Source organism: Mycobacteroides franklinii (assembly GCF_002013895.1).
Lineage (GTDB): Bacteria > Actinomycetota > Actinomycetes > Mycobacteriales > Mycobacteriaceae > Mycobacterium > Mycobacterium franklinii.
In genome coordinates, this window is sequence record NZ_MAFQ01000003.1 from 122250 (window position 1) to 145319 (window position 23070).

The window sequence follows — 23070 nt, forward strand, 5'->3', positions numbered from 1 at the left end:
GGCACGCCCGGGCCGCGTACGAGACTAACAGTTCGCTACATACCCGTGGAAAAGACGGTGTCCTTCTGGTCGGGGACGACGGTACCGCCGGAACCTGGCAGTGGGCCGGTACTGCCGTCCGGGTTCGTCCTGCCGTCGGTCGCACACGGGTACGGGTCCGTGTGCTGCGGATACGGGTCGATGAACATCGGATTGATCAGCCATTTGCCATCGGCGTTGTCGTAGGCCCGGCACATGAGCTCGGTCTTGTTCCTGTTGATGACGAGGTGCGCCGCGGTGGCGTCCTCGACGAAAGTTACGTCGGTGGTCGAGTCCCCTGCGGCGAGAATCTGCCGTTTGTTCGCGTCGTAGGGTTCGAACGCGGCGGGTCCGCGCACACCGAAGACCACCTGGTTGGCCCAGCACCGTTTGCCATCGATGTAGGTGATGACGGTGTCGGCGCCGTCGGGCTGTCCACCGCAGCCCTGCACGTGCGGGGTCTGCTTTCCGTTGGCGTCGTAGACGCTGCGCACCCCGATGACCTGGCTGGCCGGGATGCCGATTTCCGGTGACCACACCTTGGCGATGACCTCCGAGGATGCCGAGATGACCCAGGTGTTGACGCCGTGGGCCTGCAGGGTGGCGATGAGGTCCTTGATCTGCGGGTAGACGCGCACGTAGCCGGGCACCATGGTGCTGCCGATGGTCTGGCTGGTACCGACGGGAGCGGCGAGGTTCTCGTGCTTGGCGGCCTGCGCGAATTCGGCCACCTCGCCGGCGGTGTAGCCGGTGGTCAGGGCGACGGTCCACACATAGGAGCCGTTGCTCCAACGCTGGTTGTATCCGGTGAACGCTTCCTGCTCGTCGTGGGTCTTTCCTTCGCGGATGGCCAGGATCTCGTCGGCGCACGCGGCATTGGACGATGTCGGGAGCGGCTGGCCTGCTGGCGTGGCGGTACCGCACGCCGTGCGCAGCGCCGTGGCCGCGGCCTCGGTGATGTGACGGCTGGTGTCGTACCAGTCGGCCGGCTGGCGGACCTTGTCGTGCCGCAGCATCCAGGCCAGGGTGGCATCGGCGATGTCGTTCTTGACTTCGGTGTTGTCCCAGTCGAAAAGTGCGACCGCTTTCGTGGGGCGCTTCCACGTGCCGGTACAGGTGCTGTTGGCGTCGATGGCGGCCTGCAATCGCTGCCTGACGTCGCCATACCAGGGCAGTGCCGGGTCCAGCTGACGGCATTCGGGCGCCGCCCGCGCGACGGCGATGCTCGCGTTCCGGGCCACCGGGACCAGCAGCAGGGAAAGTACGACGACAAGCCAACCCGTTGCCCTCACCGCCCGAAAGTACCACCGCGCGTCCGTGATTCGGGACCCACCAGTGAGCCTTCGACGGCAGTTTCGATGTGTTGACCGCGGATCTGCGCGGCCCGTGCCCAAATCGCTTCCCGCAGTAGCTGACTGTCGGTGGAGTGCGACGCGCCGAGAATATCTGCCCGTGCCTGCCGCGCGATACCGACCTCGCGGTGGTAGTTCCGAAAGATCTGAATCTCACCCTCCCGGTCGGCGAGATACTCGTAGTCCGTGTCCCAGGGTGCCGTGATGCGCATCAGTTCGGCGTAGACGGCCCATTGCCGCAGGGTTTGTGGGCTGCCCGCCAACACCAGTAGTCCACCGATGCGTTCGACGGTCTCCCAGCCGGTGGATTCGGGTATGAACGGGTATTCCCTTTGGCCATAAGGTGTTTCCTGCCACTGGCGAAACTCGGCGGTTCGAATATCGAGCCCGTGGGTGCGCCAGCGCACGGTCCCGTCGGGCGTGGTCCACGACTGGCGACGCAATGCCCTGGCGGCTTGCTTGGTGAGCACCGTCGAGTGCGATGGCAACAGCACCACCGGGTCCGCCGGTTCCGCGTCGAATGGATTGGGATCCAGATGACGGCTGTCGATCAGCACCAGCGTCCCGGGATGTCGCTGATACGCAAGGCCCCACAGCAGTCGCGCCAGCGTCTTGGCGCCGGCCTCATCGGAGATCACATGCCAGGTCTCGTGAAAACGGTTGGTGGAGAATCGCACACCGGCGTCGGCTCGCAGCGTGATGACGGTATACGGCCTCGCGTCGAGCACCACGGAGTGCCGGTGCAGCTTCATCACGCTGTCTCCGGTGGCGGCCGTACCCGACCGCGCTGCTGTTTCGGCCACGTTCACCTCCTGACATCTGGGCCGCCCACTGTGCTGAAACAGCAAACACCTCGATCCGGGTCGCGCACAACTGAATTTGCGCAGGCCACAGACCCGAGGGTGCGCAATCGCGAACGGCGGCGCACTATGGTCGAGGCACTGGCGACCGCTACAACGAAGGAGCCTGCAATGGCGCGGACCGATGACGACAGCTGGGATCTGGCCTCGAGCGTTGGGGCGACGGCGACGATGGTGGCCGCGCAGCGCGCGCTGGCCAGCCACGTGCCCAACCCCTTGATCAATGATCCCTATGCGGAGCCGCTGGTGCGGGCCGTCGGCATCGAGTACTTCACCAAATTGGCGTCGGGCGATTTCGACCCCGAGCAGATGGCGGGTCTGGTGCAGCTGGGCATCACCGCGGACGGTATGGCCAACGGGATGGCAAGCCGCACCTGGTATTACGACACAGCATTCGAGTCATCGACGGCCGCCGGCGTGCGCCAGGTGGTGATCCTCGCGTCGGGGCTCGACACCCGCGCCTACCGCCTGAAGTGGCCGGCCGGCACCACGGTGTACGAGCTCGATCAGCCGGATGTGATCGCGTTCAAGACCGACACCCTCGCCGACTTGGGAGCCACGCCGAGTGCCGAACGCCGGACTGTCGCGATCGACCTGCGCGAGGACTGGCCGGCCGCGCTGAAGGCGGCCGGTTTCGATCCCAATCAGCCGACGGTGTGGTCCGCCGAGGGGCTGCTGATCTATCTGCCGCCGGAGGCGCAGGACCGACTGTTCGCATCGATCACCGAGCTGAGCGCCCCCGGCAGCCGCCTGGTCTGCGAGCAAGTTCCCGGATTGGACACCGCCGACTTTTCTAAGGCGCGCGAGCTCACCCGCCAATTCGCCGGAGAAACACTGGATTTGGACCTGGAGTCACTCGTCTACACCGAAGAACGCCAGATGGCCGCCGACTGGCTGGCCGAACACGACTGGACGGTGGTTACCGAGGAGAATGACGCACTCTACACCCGGCTGAACCTGGAACCCCCGAACCCGTTGTTGCGCACCATATTTCCCAATATCGTGTACGTCGACGCCACTCTCGGCTAGCCGGTCATGCCCGAGCGCCGCCGCTTCCACCAAGGCCGGTTCGGCGTCTCGGGCTCGTCGGTGTCCGTGTTTTCGAACGGGACCCCTTTGTAGACGGCGAGATACATGTCGATCGTGGTGACGATGACGATCATCAACACCGGGCCCAACATGATTCCCCAGAATCCGAAGGCCGCGATCCCCGAGAAGACCGCCAACAGCATCAGCGCCGGATCCAGGCGCGCTCCGCGGGGTACGAGGAAGGGGCGCAGCACGTTGTCGATGTTGGAGACGACCAGCAGGTGCCAGGCGATGACGAACAGTCCGCCGACCGGATGACCGAAGAGAATCATGCCGATGCCGAACGGAATCGTCACGATGCCGCCCCCGAGCGGGATGATCGATAACGCGGTCAGCAGTATCGCGAAAAAGAAGAAGCCCTGCCGGAAGCCGGCGACATAGATGGACGCGGCGCCCGCAACGCCCTGCGCCAGCGCAATGACAAACTGCCCCTTGACTGTTCCACGCACCATCGCGCCGATCTTGTCGAGGTAGAGATCGGTGATCTCCTCCCCGAGCGGATTGAGCTGACGCAACAGGGTGAGCACCTTGTCCTGTTTGACCAGGAGTGAGACGAACACGTACAGGAAGATGATGCATGCCGCCACCCCCGCCGCGACGCTGCCGACAGTGCTCTGCAGCACCTGCACCAGCCCGTGCCCCACGTTCTCCGTCAACGATGCGATCGACTGCCGCAACGTGTCCGGCGTCAACTGGACGTGTACGAACGGGATCCGCGCCAGCACATTGTTGACCACCGCGAACGCCTTCTGACCGAGTGCGGTCATATCGGTGTCCCCCACCCAGTTGGAGACACCGTCGACCATGCGGGTGATCTGAACCGACGCAACGTAAACCAGCGCACCGACCGGAATCACCACCGCACCCAAAGCGCACAGCAGGGTCAGTGTGGCCGAGACACCCGATCCGAACCGCCGGCCCAATCGCCGGTATAGCGGGCTGAACAGGTACGCGGCCACCGCGGCGACCACGATCAGGATGAAGTAGCCGCGCAGGAAGTAGACGCCGAAGGCGATGCCCACGCCGGTGAGAACCGCGAGCACCCGCCTCTGAAACACGGTCAGCTCGGTGTTCACGCCACGCCCCTTCCGCCTGCTGCACACGACACGTTAGCCGGTGCGGCCACCGGCGCCGCGAAATGCGCTCGCGCCGGAGCGGCTAGAAGCGGTAGTCGCCCAACATCATCGCCTGAGCGCTGCCAATGGACCGCTGCGCACGCTGCACCGTTTCCAGCGCCAGCTGCGCGACCCGCCCCAGCACCGCGTCGGTGACGGCCGCGGCGGCGGGCTGCGAGGACGACCGCTGCCGCAGCAGCGACGCCAACGGCGAGCTGGGGAAGTTCGCGATCCGGACATCCTCGTCGGCGTCGATATCCGCGAGTTCCTTGGCCTTGGCCACCGCCTCTCGGAAGCCGCCGAGAGCATCGACCAGGCCATGCTCCAACGCATCCTTGCCAGACCAGATCCGGCCCTGTGCAACCGCTTTCACGGCATCGACGGTGAGGTTGCGACCGTCGGCGACCCGCTGCACGAAATCGTCGTAATGCATGTCGATCTCGGCCTCGACGAGATCACGTTGCTCGTCGGTGAACGGCTCGTTGCTCGACCACGCGTCGGCGTTGGCGTTGGTGCGCAAGGTGTCCACCCCCACACCGAGCTTCTCCTTGAGCCCCCGGGTGATGAACTTTCCGGTCAGTACACCGATCGACCCGGTGACCGTGCCCGGATTGGCGATGATCGCGTCCGCGGACATGGCGACGTAATAGCCGCCCGATCCGGCCACCGCGCCCATGGACACCACGACGGGTTTACCCGCCTCGCGCGCCCGGACAACTTCTCGCCAAATGGTTTCCGAACCGTTGACCGAACCACCCGGGCTGTCCACGCGCAGCACGATGGCGGCCACCGAATCGTCGGCGACCGCATCGCGTAGCGCGTCGGCGATCACATCACCCCCGCTGGCCGGTCCCGGCGGAACGAGCCGTGGTCCGCTGCGCCCGCTCACGATCGGACCCGCCAGGGTGACCACGCCGATGGACGGTCGCGCGGTACGCCCCGGCAGCGACGGCAGACCGGGCACCTGCGGCTTGGCAGCCCGTGCGTAGCGCGCCAGGTACAGCAGCGGGGGCTCTTTGTCCTCCTGCACACCGGTGAGCTCACCGATGCGGGCGTAGGCCTCGTCGCGATAACCGATACGGTCCACCAACCCACCGGCCACCGCATCGGTGCGGCGCAGCGGTGCGCGGTCGGCCAGCGCGCTCACGTCGGCGGGGTCGAGCTTGCGTGACGCGGCCACGCCGTCACGAACCTGTTCCGACAGACTCTCGAGCAACCGCCCGTCGGCTTCCCGCTGCGCATCGGTATAGCCGTCTTCGGTGAAAAGGTTTGCCGCCGACTTGTATTGGCCACGTGTGAGGAACTCTGCCCGGACCCCGGCCTTGTCGAGGGCACCACGCAGGAAGGTCCCGTTGGCCGCGAACCCGATGAGACCCACGGTTCCGGAGGGCTGCATCCACACCTCGCCGAATGCGGACGCCAGGTAGTAGGCAAGCGTGCTCGGGTAGGTCTCGGACCACGCAAGGCTCGGTTTGACGGCGCTGAACGCCTCGATCGCGGCCCGGAGCTCCTGTACCGCTCCGGCCGAGGCTGCCGGGATCTGTACCCGGGCGATGAGCCCGGCCACCCGCGGATCGTCGATGGCGCGGTGGATGGCGGTGATGGTGTGCCTCAGCGACAGTGGCCTGCTCGCACCCGAGAGCACGAGGCCCAGCGGGTCGAAGTTGACCGATTCCGGTGGCACCTCGAGCAGGTCGAGTTCCAGGATGCAGTCCCGCGGCACTCCCCGGTGACGTGCGGTGTCAACCTTGGCCAGCAGGTCGCGGACGTCCGCGGGCGTGGTGAAAGCAAGCATGCCTTGAGCGTACCGACGAAGTGGGCAATCTCGCCGACCACAAATCCGCGCTCCGCTACCACCCGGCGCGTAGGGTCGAAACCATTCGCTGGCGGAGGGGCAACGATGACACGTGCACAGAAGACCACGGTCCGGAAGGCGGTCCGCGTGGCCGCGCTATTCGCGCTGGCTGTGGCGCCGGGGGTGTCCGGATGTCTGAATACATCCGGAACGCGCGACCTGACACCATCGCAATCGACGGCGTCGACGGCTGCGGCTCCTACCCGCAGCTATCCCGGACTGCCTGCGGAGTATCGGGGCAAGTTCCATCCCAATAGCTCAGATCTGGGCGGGCGAAGTAACGCCGAACTCGCCGGTCTGCTGCCGGTGGCCGCCGACTTCCCTCCTCAAGGGGGGACGCGTCCGCCTGACATCGCCTCCGAGGACGGGTCCGGGCTGGGCATGCATGGCCAAACCGACGGCGAGACCCGTCCGCCCGAGTGCCTTTACGCCCCCTTCGCCAAGTCGTTCTCCAGAACGCCAGACGGTTCGGACTGGAACCTCTACTACGCGGCCTCCACCTACCACGAGTCGGACCCCGCCGGTAACCACATCATCGTCACGGTGAACCGGGAACGCGAAAACGCCGACGTGTTCGCGTTGACCACCGACTGGATCAAGAAATGCGGCCAGTACGACCAGGCATTTCCCACCTTCGCGAAGCCGGACGTGCGCAATCGGCACCTCACCGACACCTTTGCCCCGGGGCCGACCGTCGACGGCACGCAGACCTACGTCTATACGAGCGCGAGTGCCGACCTGGATGACACCTCCGCCGACAAGCAGCCATCGGGAGTTCAGGGACGGCGCGTATTGCTCGCCAGGGTGCGCGGGGTCGTGTTCGAGGTGGAAGGCACCGACCAGGCAGACGCCGGCCTACTGGACCAGCTGATGGCCGCCACTATCGCCAACGCCAAGCATGCACCGCCGCCTCCCGACCAGAACGCCGCACGGTTGGCCGGACTTCCCACCTGCGACACCATCGCGCCCCGACCCGGGAATGCGCAACCGGATCCGGCGCTGGACTGCACCATCCGCACCTCGGACGGCAGTGGCGTGGTTTTCGAAGTGACCGGGACCCCGGCCGGCACCATTCGTGTATTCAACGGCAGTGGCGCACAGCTGCAAACCATTCGCGTACCCAATCCGATTTTCCACCAGCGCCTTCCCTTCTTGCAGGATCTGGACCAAGACAAGCGCGAAGAGCTACTGGTCGTCACGGCAACCGGCAACCCAGCCGGCGACCTCATGGACGTATGGCGGGCGCGGCCCAACTCCGATCAATTCGACATGACCGGAACGATTTTCGGCGTTCCGCGGTTTTGGATGACCTCCGATCGTTTCATCGGGCTGTTCTCGCGCAACGGCAATGACGCCGGTGTGGCGGCACTGTTCCGGTTCGTGGACAACAAGCTGTCGGTACTGGCGTTGCTGGACACCGAAAGGCGAGTCGACAACAAGCCGCTCGATCCGAAGTGGCGCCTCAACGCGAACGTCAAGTGCGCCATGAACGTGTCCGATGACCCGGCGGGTGCACTGGGGGCGCGCATGGATGCGTTGCGCGCGGCGGGCGTCGACCCGGCGACCGCCGAGGAGCATTTCTGCCTGCAGCCGTGGGTCGCCGCGTTGTACCGGCAGGGTGCGCGGTGATAAACCCATGAAAAGACCTTATTTTGCAGCGATTTTCGCGACCACGATAGCCCTGACCGCATGTACGCACGGCGGTATCCATCGCGCCGGTACATCGACCAGCGCCACACCCAGTCGCCTCGACGCGCTGCCCTCATGTTCCTCGATCAAGCCACAGGCCATCGAACCCGATCCCGATCCGACGCTGGATTGTGCACTGCGATCGAATGATTCGGCGAAGCTAAAGTTCGAGGCATTGGGCACCCCGCCGGTCACGATCAAGGTGTACCAGCCCGATGGAACGCTCAACCAGACCTTTGCCGTCCCGGTCGACAAACCGGAACGAACCCCACCCCTGCTGGCCGACCTCGACCGAGACGGTCGCGACGAACTGATCGTCGTCAGCGACGTTGGATCGGGTGGTGACACGCTCGATATCTGGCGGGCCCAGAAGGATTCGGGGAAGTTCGTGTCCGCGGGCCAGGTGTTCGGCTACCCGGACTTCCGGATAACCGATGAGCGCTTCACCGCGTTGTACGCCAGCACCGGCGCGGGATCGGGGCGGGTTTCCATCTACCGGTTCGTCAAGGACAAGGCGGTGGAGCTCGGCTCGCTGTTCGTGCAGGCCGCGGACTGGCCGGATCCGCCCGATCCCGCCCGCACCTGGTACACCAACGGGAACACGCTGTGCTCCTTCAACTACGACGACAACCCGCCGGGCCGCGCAGCCGCGCGCAACCAGGCGCTCACCGACGCGGGCATCGATCCGCCCACCGCACAGGACCGATTCTGTAAGCAATCCTGGGTCGCCGACGTCTACCGAAAACGCTAGCCGCACGTACCGTGGTGAGATGCGGTTCTCGATCTCCATCCCTCAGTTCGACACCGGCAGCTTCGACGCCGACGGCGTCCGCGCCTACGTGAGACGGGCCGAGGAGCTTGGCTTCGTCGGCGGCTGGACGCTGGAACAGACCATTGGCTCTTCGCCGATCATCGCGCCACTGGAGCTGCTTGCCTACGCGGCGGCATGCACCACGCACCTTCGTCTGGGAGTCGCGGTACTCGTTGCCTCACAGCATGATCCGCTCCAGCTGGCCTCTGCCGTCACCGCAGTCGACCGCCTCAGCCACGGGCGTTTGGATATCGGCGTCGCCCCGGGCGGCGGCTTCCGCAATTTCGCGGCGTTCGGCGTGGACAAGCAGACCTTCATCGCGAGCTTTACCGAGGGACTCGATCTGATGAAGCTGGCATGGTCGGACGACGAGCGCATCACCTTTCATGGGCGCTTCCGCGACGTGGACGACCTCGCGATCCAGCCCAAGCCCGTCCAACGCCCACATCCGCCCATCTGGTTCGGCGGGCACGCACCGGCCGCGCTGGCCCGTGCGGTGCGCCATGGCGATGCGTTCCTCGGCGCCGGGTCCTCCACGACCGCCGCCTTCGCCGAGGCGGTCACGATCATCCACCGCGAGTTAGGGATCCAGGGCAAGGACCCGGCCGGATACACCATCGGCAAGCGCGTGTACCTGATGATCGACGATGACCGCGATCGCGCCCACAAGCGCGTCCAGGCGGGGCTGCACCGGATCTACGGCGAGATGAAGGGCATCGATGCGGTGCCGGTCTGGGGTCCGCCGGGCGAGGTGGCGGCGGGTCTGCGCGCGGTGGCCGAGGCCGGCGCGGAGATGATCTTGCTCAATCCCGTCGGCGACGACGTGGCTGCCGACCGTGAACAGATGGAACGCCTCGCTACCGAGGTCATCCCACAGCTGACCTGACGCCGAGGGTGAAGATACGGCGGGAAAACGCCCGAGTGGTCGCCATGGCTTCACGCTCGGCGAAACAGAAAGGGCGCCCACCCGTAGGTGGACGCCCTTTCCGAAAAGCGAGAACTAGACCTCGTTGATCGATCCGCCTGCGGCAGTGATCTTCTCGCGGGCCGAGTCGCTGAACTTGTTGGCCGTGACCGACACCTTGACCTTGAGGTCTCCGTTGCCGAGCACCTTGACCAGCTCGTTCTTGCGCACCGCGCCCTTGGCGATCAGGGCGTCAATGGTCACGTCGCCACCTTCGGGGAACAGCCGCTCGATGTCGGCCACGTTCACCACCTGGTACTCCGTGCGGAAGCGGTTCTTGAAGCCCTTGAGCTTCGGAAGCCGCATGTGGATGGGCATCTGCCCACCCTCGAAGGTCACCGGCACGTTCTTACGTGCCTTGGTGCCCTTGGTACCGCGACCCGCGGTCTTACCCTTGGACCCCTCACCACGACCGACGCGGGTGCGCTCGGTCTTGGAGCCCGGGGCCGGGCGTAGGTGATGCAATTTGATGGTCATTGCTTACTTCACATCCTCGACGGTGACCAGGTGGCGAACCACCTGGAGCAGGCCGCGGGTCTGCGCGTTGTCCTCACGGACAACGGTCTGGCGAATCTTGCGCAGGCCCAGTGTCTTCAACGATTCGCGCTGCTTCCACCGGGATCCGATGGTGCTGCGCACCTGGGTGATCTTCAGATCAGCCATGGCTGCCTCCCTGTGCTGCCGCAGCTGCGAACTCTGCACGGGCCCGGAGCATGCCGGCGGGTGCCACATCTTCGATGGGCAGACCGCGGCGGGCCGCAACCTCTTCGGGACGCTGCAGCTGCTTGAGCGCCGCGACGGTTGCGTGGACCACGTTGATGGCGTTGTCGCTGCCCAGCGACTTGGCCAGGATGTCGTGCACGCCGGCACATTCCAGCACCGCGCGAGCAGCGCCACCGGCGATCACACCGGTACCGGCCGAGGCCGGACGCAGCATGACGACACCGGCGGAATCCTCGCCCTGAACCGGGTGGACGATGGTGCCACCGATAAGCGGAACGCGGAAGAAGTTCTTGCGAGCCTCGTCCACACCCTTGGCGATGGCGGCCGGAACTTCCTTGGCCTTGCCGTAGCCGACGCCCACCAGGCCGTTGCCGTCACCGACGATCACCAGCGCGGTGAAGCTGAACCGGCGACCACCCTTGACGACCTTGGAGACGCGGTTGATGGTGACAACGCGCTCCAGGTAGTTGCTCTTCTCGGCGTTGTCACGCCCACCACGACGGTCGTCGCGGTTGTCACGGCGTCCACGGCCGCCCTCGCGACCGTCGTTGGAGCCGCCTGCATTGTCGGGAGCGCCCGAATTGCGCTGCGCCATCATGCTGTCCCTTCTTGGAAAATCCGAGCAAGTCCGAACATCAGAACACCAGCCCGTTCTCGCGGGCGGCGTCGGCAAGTGCGGCAATCCGGCCACCGTAGGTGTAGCCACCGCGGTCGAACACCACGGTGTCCACGCCGGCAGCCTTCGCACGCTCGGCGATCAGCTGACCGACCCGAGCACTGCGTGCCTTCTTGTCGCCGTCCACTGCCTGCACATCGGGCTCGATGGACGAGGCCGCCGCCAGGGTGGTGCCGGTGAGATCGTTGACCAGCTGCACGTGGATGTGGCGGGCCGAACGGTTGACGACCAGACGCGGCCGTGCGTCCGTACCGGACACCTTCTTGCGCAGACGGGCGTGGCGGCGCAGACGCGAGGTGCGACGCACCTCCGAGACGCTCTTGCCGACGGGCTCGTGCTGCTTCGCTTCTGTCTTCGTTTGAGCCATGGTCACTTACCTGTCTTTCCGACCTTGCGGCGGATCTGCTCACCCTCGTAGCGAATGCCCTTGCCCTTGTACGGGTCGGGGCGACGCAGGCGGCGGATGTTGGCCGAGATCTGGCCGACCTTCTGCTTGTCGATTCCGCTGACCGAGAACTTGGTGGGGGTCTCGACCGCGAACGTGATGCCCTCGGGCGCTTCGATCAGCACCGGGTGGCTGTAACCGAGCGCGAACTCCAGGTTCGATCCCTTGGCGACGACGCGGTAACCCACGCCGAAGATTTCCATCTTGGTGGTGTAACCCTGGGTCACACCGGTCACCAGGTTGGCGATCAGGGTGCGAGACAGTCCGTGCAGCGAGCGGCTGCGCCGCTCGTCATCGGGACGGCTCACCACAATGGCGCCATCGTCGTTGCGCGACACCGAGATCGGCTCGCTCACTGTCAGTTCGAGAGTGCCCTTGGAACCCTTCACGGAGACGTTCTGGCCGTCGATGTTGACGTCCACTCCGGCGGGAACCAGCACTGGCTGCTTTCCAATACGCGACATGTTTGTTGTCCTCCCCTACCAGACGTACGCGAGGACTTCGCCGCCCACGCCCTGACGGGCTGCCTGGCGGTCGGTGAGCAAGCCTGTAGACGTGGAGATGATCGCCACGCCGAGGCCACCGAGAACCTTGGGCAGATTGGTGGATTTTGCGTACACACGCAGACCGGGCTTCGACACGCGGCGCAAACCGGCGATGCTGCGCTCACGGCTGGGGCCGTACTTGAGCGAGACAACCAGGCTCTTACCCACGCGGGCGTCCTCGGTGCGGTAATCGGTGATGTAGCCCTCGCGCTTGAGGATCTCGGCGATGTTGGCCTTGATCTTCGAGTGCGGCAGGGTCACCTCATCGTGGTATGCCGAGTTGGCATTGCGCAGACGTGTCAGAAAGTCTGCGATCGGATCGGTCATAGTCATGACAGAGTCCATCAACCTTTCTCGCCGCGGTTCCCATACAGCACGCTCGTACTGGTTCCCGTAAAGGGCCTGGTACATCCCATGGTGGGCCTACTGCGAAGTGATCTTCCGTATCTGACCGGGTTCGGTCAGGGGTCGTACATCGGTAGTGCTCTCCGTGGAACCCGAAATGAGAACCTGAAAGCACATACCGACCGGCCATGGGCGAGACACAGCCCAGGCAACCGACCAAGTGTAGGTGACCTGGACCTACCGACCAAATCGGCGACGAAGACGCCTCAACTCGTCGGCGTCAAGGTGAAGGGCAACCAGTAAGTACCCGGACCATCGCCCGGGCATCCCGGCGCTTCCACCGTGAAAGTCCGCTCCCCGGAAAAGCTGCCATCGCCGTTCGGGATCAGGAAGTCTGACCTGGCCGCGGGCACCGTGCCGCCACCGCCGCAATGGAACGGATAGCTCGCGGACGATTCCCACCGATCACTGTTCCACCGGTAATCGAACAGTGCCGGCGCGCTGGGATTGTCGGTCAGATCAGCCAGCCGCAGCCAATGGGCGACGCATCCCTGCGCGGTACACACGGTGGTGAAGCGTGCCGCCTGCGTCGACGGGGCCGAAGGGTCCGGCCTGCCCTCGAATGTCTGCCGCGCATGATCCAGATAGGTGTCGTAGGTGCCATATAGCGGCACCGGCTCAGCCCGGTCGGCACGCGCCACCGCGGCACCGGCCAAAGCCGCGATCGCCGTCAGCACCAACGCGCCGCACCTGCGCATATGCCACTGATAACACAGCCGATGCGCGCCCGGAACCGAACGATCGAACACGATCCTCAGATGACGCCGAGGGCGACCATCGCATCGGCCACCCGGGTGTATCCGGCGAGGTTGGCGCCGGTCACGTAGTTTCCGGGGTCCCCGTAGTGGTCGGCGGTTTCGACACAAGTGGTGTGGATGGACCGCATGATCGACCGCAGCCGGGTCTCGGTCTGCTCGAAAGACCACGAGTCGCGGCTCGCGTTCTGTTGCATTTCCAGCGCGCTGGTCGCCACCCCGCCGGCATTCGACGCCTTGCCCGGCGCATAGAGCACGCCCGCGTCCTGGAAGTACTTCACCGCTTCGGGGGTGCACGGCATGTTGGCACCCTCGGCGACGAGTTGCACACCGTTTTCGATGAGCTTGCGGGCATCCTTGCCGTCGAGTTCGTTCTGCGTGGCGCACGGCAACGCGACCTGGCACGGCACGTCCCAGAGGCTCCCGTCGGTGACCTGACGCGCTCCCCCGCCGTGCTCCTCGACATACTCCGAAAGTCGGCCCCTGCGAACCTCCTTGATCTCCTTGAGGAGTTCGAGATTCAGACCGCGTTCGTCGACGATGTAGCCGTCGCTGTCCGAACAGGCGATGACGGTCGCGCCCAGCTGCTGCGCCTTCTCCACCGCATAGATTGCGACGTTGCCCGCGCCGGAGACCACGACTGTCTTCCCGTCCAGCGACTGCGCGCGCGTCGCGAGCATCTCCTGGGCGAAGAGCACGACACCGTATCCGGTGGCTTCGGTACGTACCTGGGATCCGCCCCATGGCAAGCCCTTACCCGTCAACACCCCGGATTCGTAGCGATTGGTGATGCGCTTGTACTGCCCGAAGAGATACCCGATCTCGCGCTGCCCCACGCCGATATCGCCGGCGGGCACGTCGGTGTACTCGCCGATGTGCCGGTACAGCTCGGTCATGAAGGACTGACAGAAGCGCATGATCTCGGCGTCCGAACGGCCCTTGGGGTCAAAGTCGGATCCGCCCTTGCCGCCGCCGATCGGGAGTCCGGTGAGCGCGTTCTTGAACATCTGCTCGAAGCCGAGGAACTTCACGATCGACAGGCTCACGCTCGGATGGAAGCGCAGACCGCCCTTGTACGGCCCCAGCGCGGAGTTGAACTCCACCCGGTAACCACGATTGATCTCGACGGCGCCGTCGTCCTTGATCCACGGGACACGAAAGATGATCTGCCGCTCTGGTTCACAGATCCGTTCCAAGATCGACCAGCGGTCGTAGTCGGGCGTCCTGCCAACCAGAGGAGTCAGACTGGCCATCACCTCCAGGACGGCCTGATGAAATTCCGCCTCCCCCGGGTTACGTGCGAGGACGGTCTCAAAACGTGGCTGGAAGACGGGATGCAAAGCCTCTGGCATACCTAATAGAGTGCACCACAGCACATTTGGCTAACGAGGCGGCATCAGACCCGTCATTAGGCAGGCGGTGCCGGCGCGGTGGCCAGCGCGTTGCCCTTGATGGTGTAGAAGAATGTGCCCTGTTCGGTCTGCGTCCTGATCAAGCCTGGTCCGGCGCTCTCGGGATGCCCATCGACCACTCCGACACGTGACAGCTTGGGGTTGGACCCCACCCCGTGCCAGACAGCCCATTTCCCATCCTTGACGCGTGCGTCGACCTGAACCAGCAGATCGTCACGGCCGTCCTGATCGATATCGAGCAATTCGACATCGGCGTTGCCGAGCCAACCCTTGAACGGCTCGGAGATCGTCTGCACAACCTTGCCGTCGGCGGTGCGCACCGTGATGGTGGTGGTCGCACCTTCAGGCTGGGGTGTGCTGGTCTTTTCGAAACGCAGGCCCAGCTGATCGGTGGACTGCAGCACATCGGGATCGGCACTGGCCACACCGGGAAGCGCCACTAGGGCAAGCGCTGCGAGCGCCGCCACGCCGGTTGAGCGCAACCGCGCCTTGGTGATTTCTCGTCGACCCTGCGAGACCTGCATCGGTGTGTCCATTCGTCATAATTTGCTCAGACATGAATCCTTCGACGCCTCTCGCTGCCTAACCCTCCAGATCAGCGAGTTTGTCGAGCCACTGCCGGACTATCAGCAATGCGGCCTCATCACGGTATACCAGCGGCGCGACTGCCGCTAACTCAGCCATCTGTTGTGCAATGCACACGAGATGGCCGACAACTCCAGCACAGACAACGGCCCAAGAACTTTCCCGACCGCGCGATGCGATCAAGTTGCTGAACATTTAGCAAAGTATGCAGCCGCATCCTCGCCCATCAGTGTGGGTACACGCCCGCTCGCCCCAGAACCGGCTGGCACAGCCTTGAAGGTTGCTGCCTCGCATCATCGACGCCGTCGCGCCGGGGCGGTGACACGCCCTGCTCAGGCGCGTCCAACGGGCTCATGGGCGTACGCGCTCAGCGATGAGACACGTGAATTCCGGCTATGGCCGCTGAGATTCGCCCACGCTGATGCGCCAACCGGCGCGCGACACCCGCCCGGGCCCACATTGGTCCGGCATAGCCCATGCGGACCTACCACCGCACCCCGATCGGCGGTGGACACTCGGAGCCGGCCGGCGGTGGCGCGCTGTCCGGCTCTGCCGCGATGACGACATCCAGACCTGGGTGCGCGCGAAACGCTCCACGAACCCACCACCATCGGGCGACGGAACAGCGAGGACCAGCTCGACGAATGGGCAGGCAGCATCGCCCGGGAGAATCGTCGTTCGGTTTTGCTGTAGGGCTACCAGGATCAGCGCATCGGCGAACTGTCCGGCGTTCGCGTCACCGACCGCACCACTGACCGCGAGTCCACTTCTCCACCATGGGGCGATAGGCAGTTCAGTCGGTTCTTTTCCTCATCGAGCACGTTGCCCATGCAACCTCTCTCGCCGTCCACGTGCGCCGCGCATTCTGCACGCACATCGCGGATCGCCGTCGTGGCTATCTGGGTGGCGCCACATGTCGACGCCGAATCAAGGAGCACGGCACCGCCGGCGATCGTGAATATCCCCTGGCGCTCAATCGCCGATTGGGTCTTGCCGGACGTTCCCAGGTTGATCTCGTCCAGTGGTTATCGCCAGTAGCCGCACTGGTGGCTGCCGGTGAATCCCTCCTCGGGCCGGGGTGCGGGTGGCGCCAACCGCAGGAATGCTCCGCCGGGTACATATCTGGGCCATTCGGGTTGGCCCTCGACGTTGGGATTCCCGGTCTTCACGAACTGCGTCCAGTACATGATCATCTGTGCGGACAGGACTGCGGATTCCTGGTTCATGGGCCTGGACATGTCGAACAAATATCCCAGTTCCGAACCGTGCGAGGCACCCAGTGGCAACGGCGCGTCCCGATACCGCGGTTCTACCGGCGCGACCGGGTCGGCGAATTCGTAGGCATACACCGATGCCTGTCTCGCCAACGCCTCCGCCATCGCGAAGGTTGGGCACGCGTAGCTGTTGTCGGTATCGATGGCCGCAAGCGCGGCCAGCACATTTCCGCCGAACGCCGAGAGCGGATATCGCCGCCCCAACTCGGCCGACCGGTCCGCGTACTTGCTTTCGAGCGCACTCTGGTATTCCGCGGCGGTGCGGGGTACCGACCCGTTCTGGTACTGCTGCGCCTCAAACACCGTGGCCTCGTTGGCATTACTGCCCATGAGCACGGGGATGGGAGGCGCGGCGCCACTCACGAAGGCGTTCAAGGGCAGTCTCGGAAGCTCCGGTGTTCCCGTCACCGGGCTCATCGGCAGACCTATTCCGGTGAATTGCGGTGAATCCCGCAGGACGTCAATCGATAGCGCGCGCAAGCAACTGGCGGTGTCGGGCCCCGCGGGGCAACCCACCTCAGCCGCGTAGGCCGTGCTATCGCGGATGGCAGTGGCGACGGCTGCCTGCGCCTGGCATGGAGCGCTCTGCATAATGGCGGACCGAAACAATCCGGCAGCCTTGGGCGAGGCCATCAAGTCGCATACCGACACCCCGCCAGCCGATTGGCCGGCGATGGTCACCTGCGCGGGATCGCCCCCGAATTCGGCGATGTTGTCCTGCACCCAGCGCAGCGCGGCTTCCTGGTCCAACAGTCCGTAGTTCCCGATCACGTCGGAGAGGCCCCGGGCGGCCAAGAATCCCAACGTCCCCAACCGATAGTTGAACGTGACGACCGCAATTCCGCCTGCAGCGGCCAGCTTTCGCGTGTCGTAGCCGACGCCATTGCCGGCTACGAAGGCACCGCCATGTATCCACACCAGCACCGGCACCTTCCCCTCGGTGTGCCGGGGCATGGTCACCGTGAGAAGCAGGCAGTCCTCGTTCTGCGGCAGATCGCTCTCGTGTCCCGGTTGTGGACATTCGACCCCCGGGCCGGTGGCATCACGGGTCTCCGACCACGGCGAAACGGGACCCGGCTCGGTGAATCGTCGCGGGCCCACCGGCGGTGCCGCGTAGGGGATGGCGGAGAAAACACGAACCTCGTCGTCGACATGTCCACGGACCGCACCCGCACGGGTGTTGACGATCGCGGGATCGGCAGCCGTGGTGGGGCTGCACGACACGGCTGCCAGGACAACCAGTACCGCCATCAGCAGCCGCGTCACGTCACGCTTATCGGGCACGGGCGCAAGCGTAATGGCCGTGGGGCCCAACAGACTCCAAGACGGCGGAGACGACAATAGGCCGGGACGGATGCCGTCCCGGCCTATTGCTCAGTGACTTACCAGCTGCTCTTGCGGATGCCCGGCAGCTCGCCCGCGTGTGCCATCTCCCGCAGGCAGATTCGGCACAGGCCGAACTTGCGGAACACCGCGTGCGGACGTCCACACCGGTTGCACCGGGTGTACGCGCGCACCGCGAACTTAGGCTTCTTGTTGGCCTTATTGACCAGCGCAGTCTTCGCCATCTACTTCTTCGCTCCCTGCTCAAGTTCTTTGAAGGGGAAACCGAGTTGCCGCAGCAGCGCCCGCCCCTCGTCGTCGGTGGTCGCCGAGGTGACGACGGTGATGTCCATGCCCCGCGGGCGGTCAATGGAGTCCACGTCGATCTCGTGGAACATCGACTGCTCGGTGAGACCGAAGGTGTAGTTGCCCTTGCCGTCGAACTGCTTGGGCGACAGGCCACGGAAGTCCCTGATACGCGGCAGCGCGATGGACACGAGGCGGTCCAGGAACTCCCACATGCGGTCGCCGCGCAGTGTGACGCGCGCTCCGATCGGCATGCCCTCACGCAGCTTGAACTGCGCGATGGACTTGCGGGCCTTGCGGATCTCCGGCTTCTGGCCGGTAATCAGGGCCAGGTCGGCGACGGCGCCGTTGATGAGCTTGGCGTCACGTGCCGCGTCGCCGACACCCATGTTGACGATGACCTTCACAACGCCCGGGATCTGCATCACGTTGGCGTAGTTGAACTCGTCGTTCAGCGCGGTCTTGATCTCTTCGCGGTAGCGCGTCTTCAGACGCGGAGGCGTATTCACGGTGTTCTCGGTGGTGGTCATCAGATGTCCTTCCCGTTGCGGCGGGAGATACGGACCTTCTTGCCGGTCTCTTCGTCGATGCGGTAGCCAATGCGGGTCGGCTTGCCGTCGGAGTCGATCACCATCACGTTCGAGACGTGGATGGCGGCCTCCTGCGTAACGATGCCGCCGGAGGATGCGCCGCGCTCATTTGCCGACTGGGGGGTGTGCTTCTTGATCCGGTTGACGCCCTCGACGAGGACCCGGTTGCGCTCGGGGTAGGCCGCGATGACCTTGCCCTTGGCGCCCTTGTCCTTACCGGCGATGACGAGAACGGTGTCGCCCTTGTGCACCTTCATTTACAGCACCTCCGGGGCGAGCGAAACGATCTTCATGAACTTCTTGTCGCGCAGCTCGCGACCGACGGGCCCGAAGATACGGGTGCCACGGGGGTCGTTGTCGGCCTTGATGATGACGGCGGCGTTCTCATCGAACTTGATGTAGCTGCCATCCGGGCGGCGACGCTCTTTGACGGTACGGACTACGACGGCTTTCACAACGTCTCCACGCTTGACGGTGCCTCCGGGGACGGCGTCCTTGACGGTCGCCACAATGATGTCCCCGATTCCCGCATAGCGTCGCGACGAGCCACCGAGCACGCGGATGCACAAGATTTCCTTGGCACCGGTGTTATCGGCGACCTTCAGCCGTGACTCCTGCTGAATCACTGGTCTCTCCTCATTGACCTGGATTTGGATGTGCGGCGGATACCGACCCGACGCACGCGGTCATGTTGTCTCCAGGGCACGCGTCATCCCCGGGTTTTCACCTGATGGGAATGCCTACCTGTCCCGGGGCGCCAAGCACCCACAAGACAACCGCTCTAGTGTAGGCGAACCTGCAGGTGAAACCCAAATCGCCGCTTCCCTGGGGTCGACACGCCAATTCCCGGCGGTTTCGTATCGCATGCGTCCGCCACGAGCGGGCGTGTCGGCGTCAGGAAAAGGCCGAGCCCTGCTCGCGATCCAGGTAGGTGTCCGACTTGTTCTTGAGGAATACCAGGTAGACCAGCAGCGAGATCGCGATGCACACCGTCACGTACGCGATGAACAGCGGAACCTGACCGCGTTCCTTGAGCGCCTGATAGATCAGCGGCGCGGTACCGCCGAACACCGAGTTCGCCAGCGCGTATCCCACCCCGACCCCCAGTGCGCGCACACGCGATGGGAACAGTTCGGATTTAACCAGCGCGTTGATCGAGGTGTAGCCGGTCAAGATCACGTAGGAGACGGCGACCAGAAGAAACGAGGCGATCGGTGAATGCGTCTGAGGCAGGTAGGTGATGAGGAAGTACGTGTAGATGATTCCGCCGAAGCCAAACCACAGCAGCAGCGGCTTGCGCCCGACCTTGTCGCTGATGATGCCGCCGACGGGCTGCAGCAGCATCAGGAAAATGAGACCCGCCAAGTTGATCCAGGTGGCCGCCATCGCGTGGTCCTTGTAGGCGGTCTTGACCATTGCGGGTGCGTTAACGCTGTAGGTGTAGAAGGCCAGGGTGCCGCCCATCGTGATGAGGAAGCACAGCAGCAGTGGTTTCCAGTACCCGGTGAGCAGTTCGCGGATCGATCCGGCGCCGGTGTCCTCGCCCGCCTTGATGGCGGCCAGCTGTTCCTCACTGAGCGACTCGTCCATGGTGCGCCGCAGCCAGTACACGACGATCGCGGCCACGCCGCCAACGGCAAAGGCTATGCGCCAACCGAATTCATGAACCTGCTCATTGTCGAAGACCGTCAGGATGATCAGCAAGGTGAATTGGGCGAGCACATGGCCGCCCACCAGGGTCACGTACTGGAAGGACGAGAAGAATCCGCGTCGCTCACGCGTGGCCGCCTCCGACATATACGTCGCCGAGGTCCCGTACTCACCTCCCGTCGCGAAGCCCTGCACCAGCCTGCACAGGATCAACACGATCGGGGCAGCCATCCCGATGCTGGTGCGCGATGGCACCAGGGCGATGACCATCGAGCAGGCCGCCATCAGCGCAACGCTCACAATCAGTGCGGCACGGCGGCCATGCCGGTCGGCGAACCGGCCGAAAAACCAGGATCCCAACGGCCGGGTGATGAAGGTGACCGCGAAGATCGCATACACGTAGACCGTCGAGTTCTCATCGGTCTCGTCAAAGAATTGCTTCTCGAAGTACATCGCGAAAACGGTGTAGACGTAGACGTCGTACCACTCGACGAGGTTGCCGGACGATCCTCTGATGGTGTTCCAGATCGCGCGACGAGTCTGCGCCCGATCCGAGGGGGTTGGTGTGTCAGCAGCAGAAACGGCCATGCAGAGTTACTGACCACCAGATCCCGGGCCCGGCGGCGGGCCGTGCCGGGCCGGGTCGGGGGCAGGGACAGTGCTGATCACCGCGGCAGGAACATCTGCCGCGGGGCCGTCGGTGGTCGGCAGCATCCACGCGGGCACCCGTCGGGAGGTCGAAGCCGCCACCGGCTTGGGCGTGGAGGACGGCGCCGGCGATGAGGTCGGTGACGGTACGGGCGTGGCCGTCGTCGTCGTTCCGCTCAGCGGGCTGGCGCTCTTGGACGTCGAGGTCGGGGTTCCCGAAGCGCTCGTGGAACTGCTGCTGGAGGCGGCCGCCGCACGACTACTGGCGGCGACGGCGGTCAGCCGGTTGACGACGAAGTCGGCGGCCTTATCGGCTGATCCGTCCGATTTGTACTGCATGTGCGGACCCAGGCCACCACCGTTCGGGTCGCAGATGCCGTCACCGGGATTGCAGATGTCGATGATCTTGCTGCGCTGGTCGTCCCTGATCGACAGGTCGAGGTTCATGCCGGCGACCTGCCAGTTCTTCGGGTTTCCGATCAATACGATTGCCGCGACACGTTTTTCGAGGTCCGCCGGGAGCGGATTGTTGAAGGTAAGGCCCGTCCCGTTCTTACCGAACAGCACGTCGACGACGGCCGCACCCTGGGAAAACCCGCCCAGGACGAACTGCGTGTTCGGGCAGTTTCGGGCCACTTCCTGGACGTGGGAACTCATGTCGTTGGCGCCGTCGCCGGCACGCACCCAATCAAAACTGGCGGGGTAATTGACGGCATAGATATCGACGGATCTGCCGGAAAGCCGGTCGGTCAGCTCGTCGGTGAATGCCTTTCCCACATCGCCCAACCCCGGCGAATCGTTGGTCCCGCGCGCGAATGACACATCCACATCCGGACACCCCGCGGCCTTGGCGATTGCGGAGTTCTCCGTTTGAGTGGCAAGTACCGCGGCGACCGCCGCAGATACCGCGAAAATCGAAACCCCGACCGATCCACGTGTGACGTATCGGTTCATTCGTCCAGCGTAGACAGCGATGCCTGCACATTCACAGTCTTGAAGTGATCCGGAAACGACTCTTACCGGGCCCTTACTCCGGCCTAATCTGCCTGCCCCCGCCTACTCGGTTCCTACCCACTCAGTGGACACCGGCGTCATCTGAAACTGAAACACGTTCTACTCTTGTCGAGTGGACGTGACATACGAAGGCACCAAGAGAGAACTGGCCACCGATGAGGGGACTCTGCGCTACCACGAAGCCGGCGAGGGCGAGCCGCTGATCCTGCTGCACGGCTCCGGTCCCGGTGTGACCGGTTGGCGCAACTATCGCGGGAACCTGGCGGTCTTCGCCAAGTACTTCCACACCTACGTCCTGGAGTTCCCGGGCTTCGGCGTCAGCGACGCGGTGCAGGGACACCCGGTGTTGACCGCCGGCGCTTCGGTGATCCGCTTCATGGACGGCCTCGGCATCTCCTCCGCCGCCATCGTCGGTAACTCGATGGGGGGTGTTGTCGGGATCAACCTGGCGATCAAACACCCGGACCGCATCACCAAGCTCGTCACCATCGGCGGCGTCGGACCGAACATCTTCAGCCCGAGCCCCAGCGAGGGACTGCGCCTGCTGCAAGAGTTCACCGACAACCCCGATCGCGACAAGCTCATCCGCTGGCTCAACTCCATGGTGTGGAATCCCGCCGTCGTCACCGACGAGCTCATCGAGGAACGATGGGAAGCCGCGATCAATCCGGACGCGCACAAGACCGCGCAGCTGATGTACGGCTCCAAAGCCTTTGCGATGCAGCAGCAGTTCCTCGCGAACGCCGACATCGCGCCGTACTGGGCGATGATGCACAAGGTCAAGTGCCCCACGCTGCTCACCTGGGGTCGCGACGACCGGGTCAGCCCGCCGGATATGGCCATCGTGCCGATGCGACTCATCCCAAATGCCGAGCTGCACGTCTTCCCGAACAGTGGTCACTGGGTGATGATCGAGGCCAAACAGGCCTTCGAGCAGACGGTCGTCGACTTCCTGCGACGCTAATC

At 64.6% G+C, this 23070-nt stretch carries 25 protein-coding genes; 5 read left to right on the forward strand and 20 right to left on the reverse strand.

The window, feature by feature from the left end:
• Window positions 1–35: 35 nt before the first annotated feature.
• Entirely contained in the window at window positions 36–1310 is a 1275-nt protein-coding gene (locus B4393_RS04375) for an HAD family hydrolase (RefSeq protein ID WP_078333110.1), read from the reverse strand.
• The gene (locus B4393_RS04380; RefSeq protein WP_413816132.1) at window positions 1307–2122 is read right to left on the reverse strand and encodes a hypothetical protein; all 816 of its coding nucleotides are present in this window, start codon (window positions 2120–2122) and stop codon (window positions 1307–1309) included. The genes B4393_RS04375 and B4393_RS04380 overlap by 4 nt, the downstream gene beginning before the upstream one ends.
• 219 nt (window positions 2123–2341) lie before the next feature.
• Here B4393_RS04380 and B4393_RS04385 point away from each other — a divergent pair, with 219 nt between their 5' ends.
• Window positions 2342–3259, forward strand: coding sequence for a class I SAM-dependent methyltransferase (locus B4393_RS04385; protein WP_078333111.1), 918 nt, complete (start codon window positions 2342–2344; stop codon window positions 3257–3259).
• Here B4393_RS04385 and B4393_RS04390 read toward each other — a convergent pair.
• Window positions 3256–4395 (reverse strand): AI-2E family transporter, encoded by a 1140-nt coding sequence (locus tag B4393_RS04390; RefSeq protein ID WP_078333112.1) that lies wholly within the window; start codon window positions 4393–4395, stop codon window positions 3256–3258. The genes B4393_RS04385 and B4393_RS04390 overlap by 4 nt on opposite strands.
• A gap of 82 nt (window positions 4396–4477) precedes the next feature.
• A complete protein-coding gene (gene sppA, locus B4393_RS04395; protein WP_078333113.1) occupies window positions 4478–6229 on the reverse strand; it encodes a signal peptide peptidase SppA in 1752 nt (583 codons plus the stop codon).
• A 105-nt stretch (window positions 6230–6334) separates the two neighbouring features.
• Between sppA and B4393_RS04400 the strand changes: the two genes are divergently transcribed.
• From B4393_RS04400 to B4393_RS04410, 3 genes are read left to right on the forward strand one after another with little or no spacing between them, the layout of a single operon-like run.
• Window positions 6335–7918, forward strand: a complete 1584-nt coding sequence (locus B4393_RS04400; RefSeq protein WP_078333114.1) for a sensor domain-containing protein — start codon at window positions 6335–6337, stop codon at window positions 7916–7918.
• Window positions 7919–7925: 7 nt separating this feature from the next.
• A complete protein-coding gene (locus B4393_RS04405; RefSeq protein ID WP_078333330.1) occupies window positions 7926–8729 on the forward strand; it encodes a hypothetical protein in 804 nt (267 codons plus the stop codon).
• 19 nt (window positions 8730–8748) lie between these two features.
• Window positions 8749–9675: an LLM class flavin-dependent oxidoreductase gene (locus B4393_RS04410; protein ID WP_078333115.1), complete on the forward strand. Its 927-nt coding sequence runs from the start codon at window positions 8749–8751 to the stop codon at window positions 9673–9675.
• A gap of 114 nt (window positions 9676–9789) precedes the next feature.
• On the opposite strand, the gene rplO is transcribed toward B4393_RS04410, so the two are convergent.
• The 16 genes from rplO to B4393_RS04495 form a co-directional block, all read right to left on the reverse strand.
• Window positions 9790–10230 carry a 50S ribosomal protein L15 gene (gene rplO, locus B4393_RS04415; RefSeq protein WP_078333116.1) on the reverse strand — a complete coding sequence of 147 codons (441 nt, stop codon included), beginning with the start codon at window positions 10228–10230 and terminating at the stop codon, window positions 9790–9792.
• 3 nt (window positions 10231–10233) lie between these two features.
• Entirely contained in the window at window positions 10234–10416 is a 183-nt protein-coding gene (gene rpmD, locus B4393_RS04420) for a 50S ribosomal protein L30 (protein ID WP_070938530.1), read from the reverse strand.
• Window positions 10409–11074: a 30S ribosomal protein S5 gene (rpsE, locus tag B4393_RS04425; protein ID WP_070938529.1), complete on the reverse strand. Its 666-nt coding sequence runs from the start codon at window positions 11072–11074 to the stop codon at window positions 10409–10411. The genes rpmD and rpsE overlap by 8 nt, the downstream gene beginning before the upstream one ends.
• A gap of 37 nt (window positions 11075–11111) precedes the next feature.
• A complete protein-coding gene (rplR, locus tag B4393_RS04430) occupies window positions 11112–11519 on the reverse strand; it encodes a 50S ribosomal protein L18 (RefSeq protein WP_030096714.1) in 408 nt (135 codons plus the stop codon).
• Window positions 11520–11521: 2 nt separating this feature from the next.
• The gene (rplF, locus tag B4393_RS04435) at window positions 11522–12061 is read right to left on the reverse strand and encodes a 50S ribosomal protein L6 (RefSeq protein ID WP_070938528.1); all 540 of its coding nucleotides are present in this window, start codon (window positions 12059–12061) and stop codon (window positions 11522–11524) included.
• 15 nt (window positions 12062–12076) lie between these two features.
• On the reverse strand, window positions 12077–12475 hold the full coding sequence (rpsH, locus tag B4393_RS04440; RefSeq protein ID WP_030096712.1) for a 30S ribosomal protein S8: 399 nt from the start codon (window positions 12473–12475) through the stop codon (window positions 12077–12079).
• A gap of 278 nt (window positions 12476–12753) precedes the next feature.
• Window positions 12754–13245 (reverse strand): MBOE_33420 family protein, encoded by a 492-nt coding sequence (locus tag B4393_RS04445; protein ID WP_078333331.1) that lies wholly within the window; start codon window positions 13243–13245, stop codon window positions 12754–12756.
• A 56-nt stretch (window positions 13246–13301) separates the two neighbouring features.
• Window positions 13302–14654: an NADP-specific glutamate dehydrogenase gene (gene gdhA / locus B4393_RS04450; protein ID WP_078333117.1), complete on the reverse strand. Its 1353-nt coding sequence runs from the start codon at window positions 14652–14654 to the stop codon at window positions 13302–13304.
• Window positions 14655–14710: 56 nt separating this feature from the next.
• On the reverse strand, window positions 14711–15238 hold the full coding sequence (locus tag B4393_RS04455; protein WP_078333332.1) for a hypothetical protein: 528 nt from the start codon (window positions 15236–15238) through the stop codon (window positions 14711–14713).
• Between the two features lie 1086 nt (window positions 15239–16324).
• Window positions 16325–17839, reverse strand: coding sequence for a carboxylesterase/lipase family protein (locus B4393_RS04465; protein ID WP_078333333.1), 1515 nt, complete (start codon window positions 17837–17839; stop codon window positions 16325–16327).
• A gap of 116 nt (window positions 17840–17955) precedes the next feature.
• Entirely contained in the window at window positions 17956–18141 is a 186-nt protein-coding gene (locus B4393_RS04470; protein ID WP_043076460.1) for a type Z 30S ribosomal protein S14, read from the reverse strand.
• The gene (rplE, locus tag B4393_RS04475) at window positions 18142–18732 is read right to left on the reverse strand and encodes a 50S ribosomal protein L5 (protein WP_043076459.1); all 591 of its coding nucleotides are present in this window, start codon (window positions 18730–18732) and stop codon (window positions 18142–18144) included. It lies immediately after the preceding gene.
• A complete protein-coding gene (gene rplX / locus B4393_RS04480) occupies window positions 18732–19049 on the reverse strand; it encodes a 50S ribosomal protein L24 (RefSeq protein ID WP_043076458.1) in 318 nt (105 codons plus the stop codon). Before rplX ends, rplE begins: the two co-directional genes overlap by 1 nt.
• Complete coding sequence (rplN, locus tag B4393_RS04485; protein ID WP_043076457.1) at window positions 19050–19418, reverse strand: 50S ribosomal protein L14; 369 nt, start codon at window positions 19416–19418, stop codon at window positions 19050–19052. It lies immediately after the preceding gene.
• 268 nt (window positions 19419–19686) lie between these two features.
• Complete coding sequence (locus tag B4393_RS04490; RefSeq protein ID WP_078333119.1) at window positions 19687–21030, reverse strand: MFS transporter; 1344 nt, start codon at window positions 21028–21030, stop codon at window positions 19687–19689.
• Between the two features lie 6 nt (window positions 21031–21036).
• Window positions 21037–22044 (reverse strand): cutinase family protein, encoded by a 1008-nt coding sequence (locus tag B4393_RS04495; RefSeq protein WP_078333120.1) that lies wholly within the window; start codon window positions 22042–22044, stop codon window positions 21037–21039.
• 172 nt (window positions 22045–22216) lie between these two features.
• Here B4393_RS04495 and B4393_RS04500 point away from each other — a divergent pair, with 172 nt between their 5' ends.
• Window positions 22217–23068 carry an alpha/beta fold hydrolase gene (locus tag B4393_RS04500; protein ID WP_078333121.1) on the forward strand — a complete coding sequence of 284 codons (852 nt, stop codon included), beginning with the start codon at window positions 22217–22219 and terminating at the stop codon, window positions 23066–23068.
• Window positions 23069–23070 lie beyond the last annotated feature (2 nt).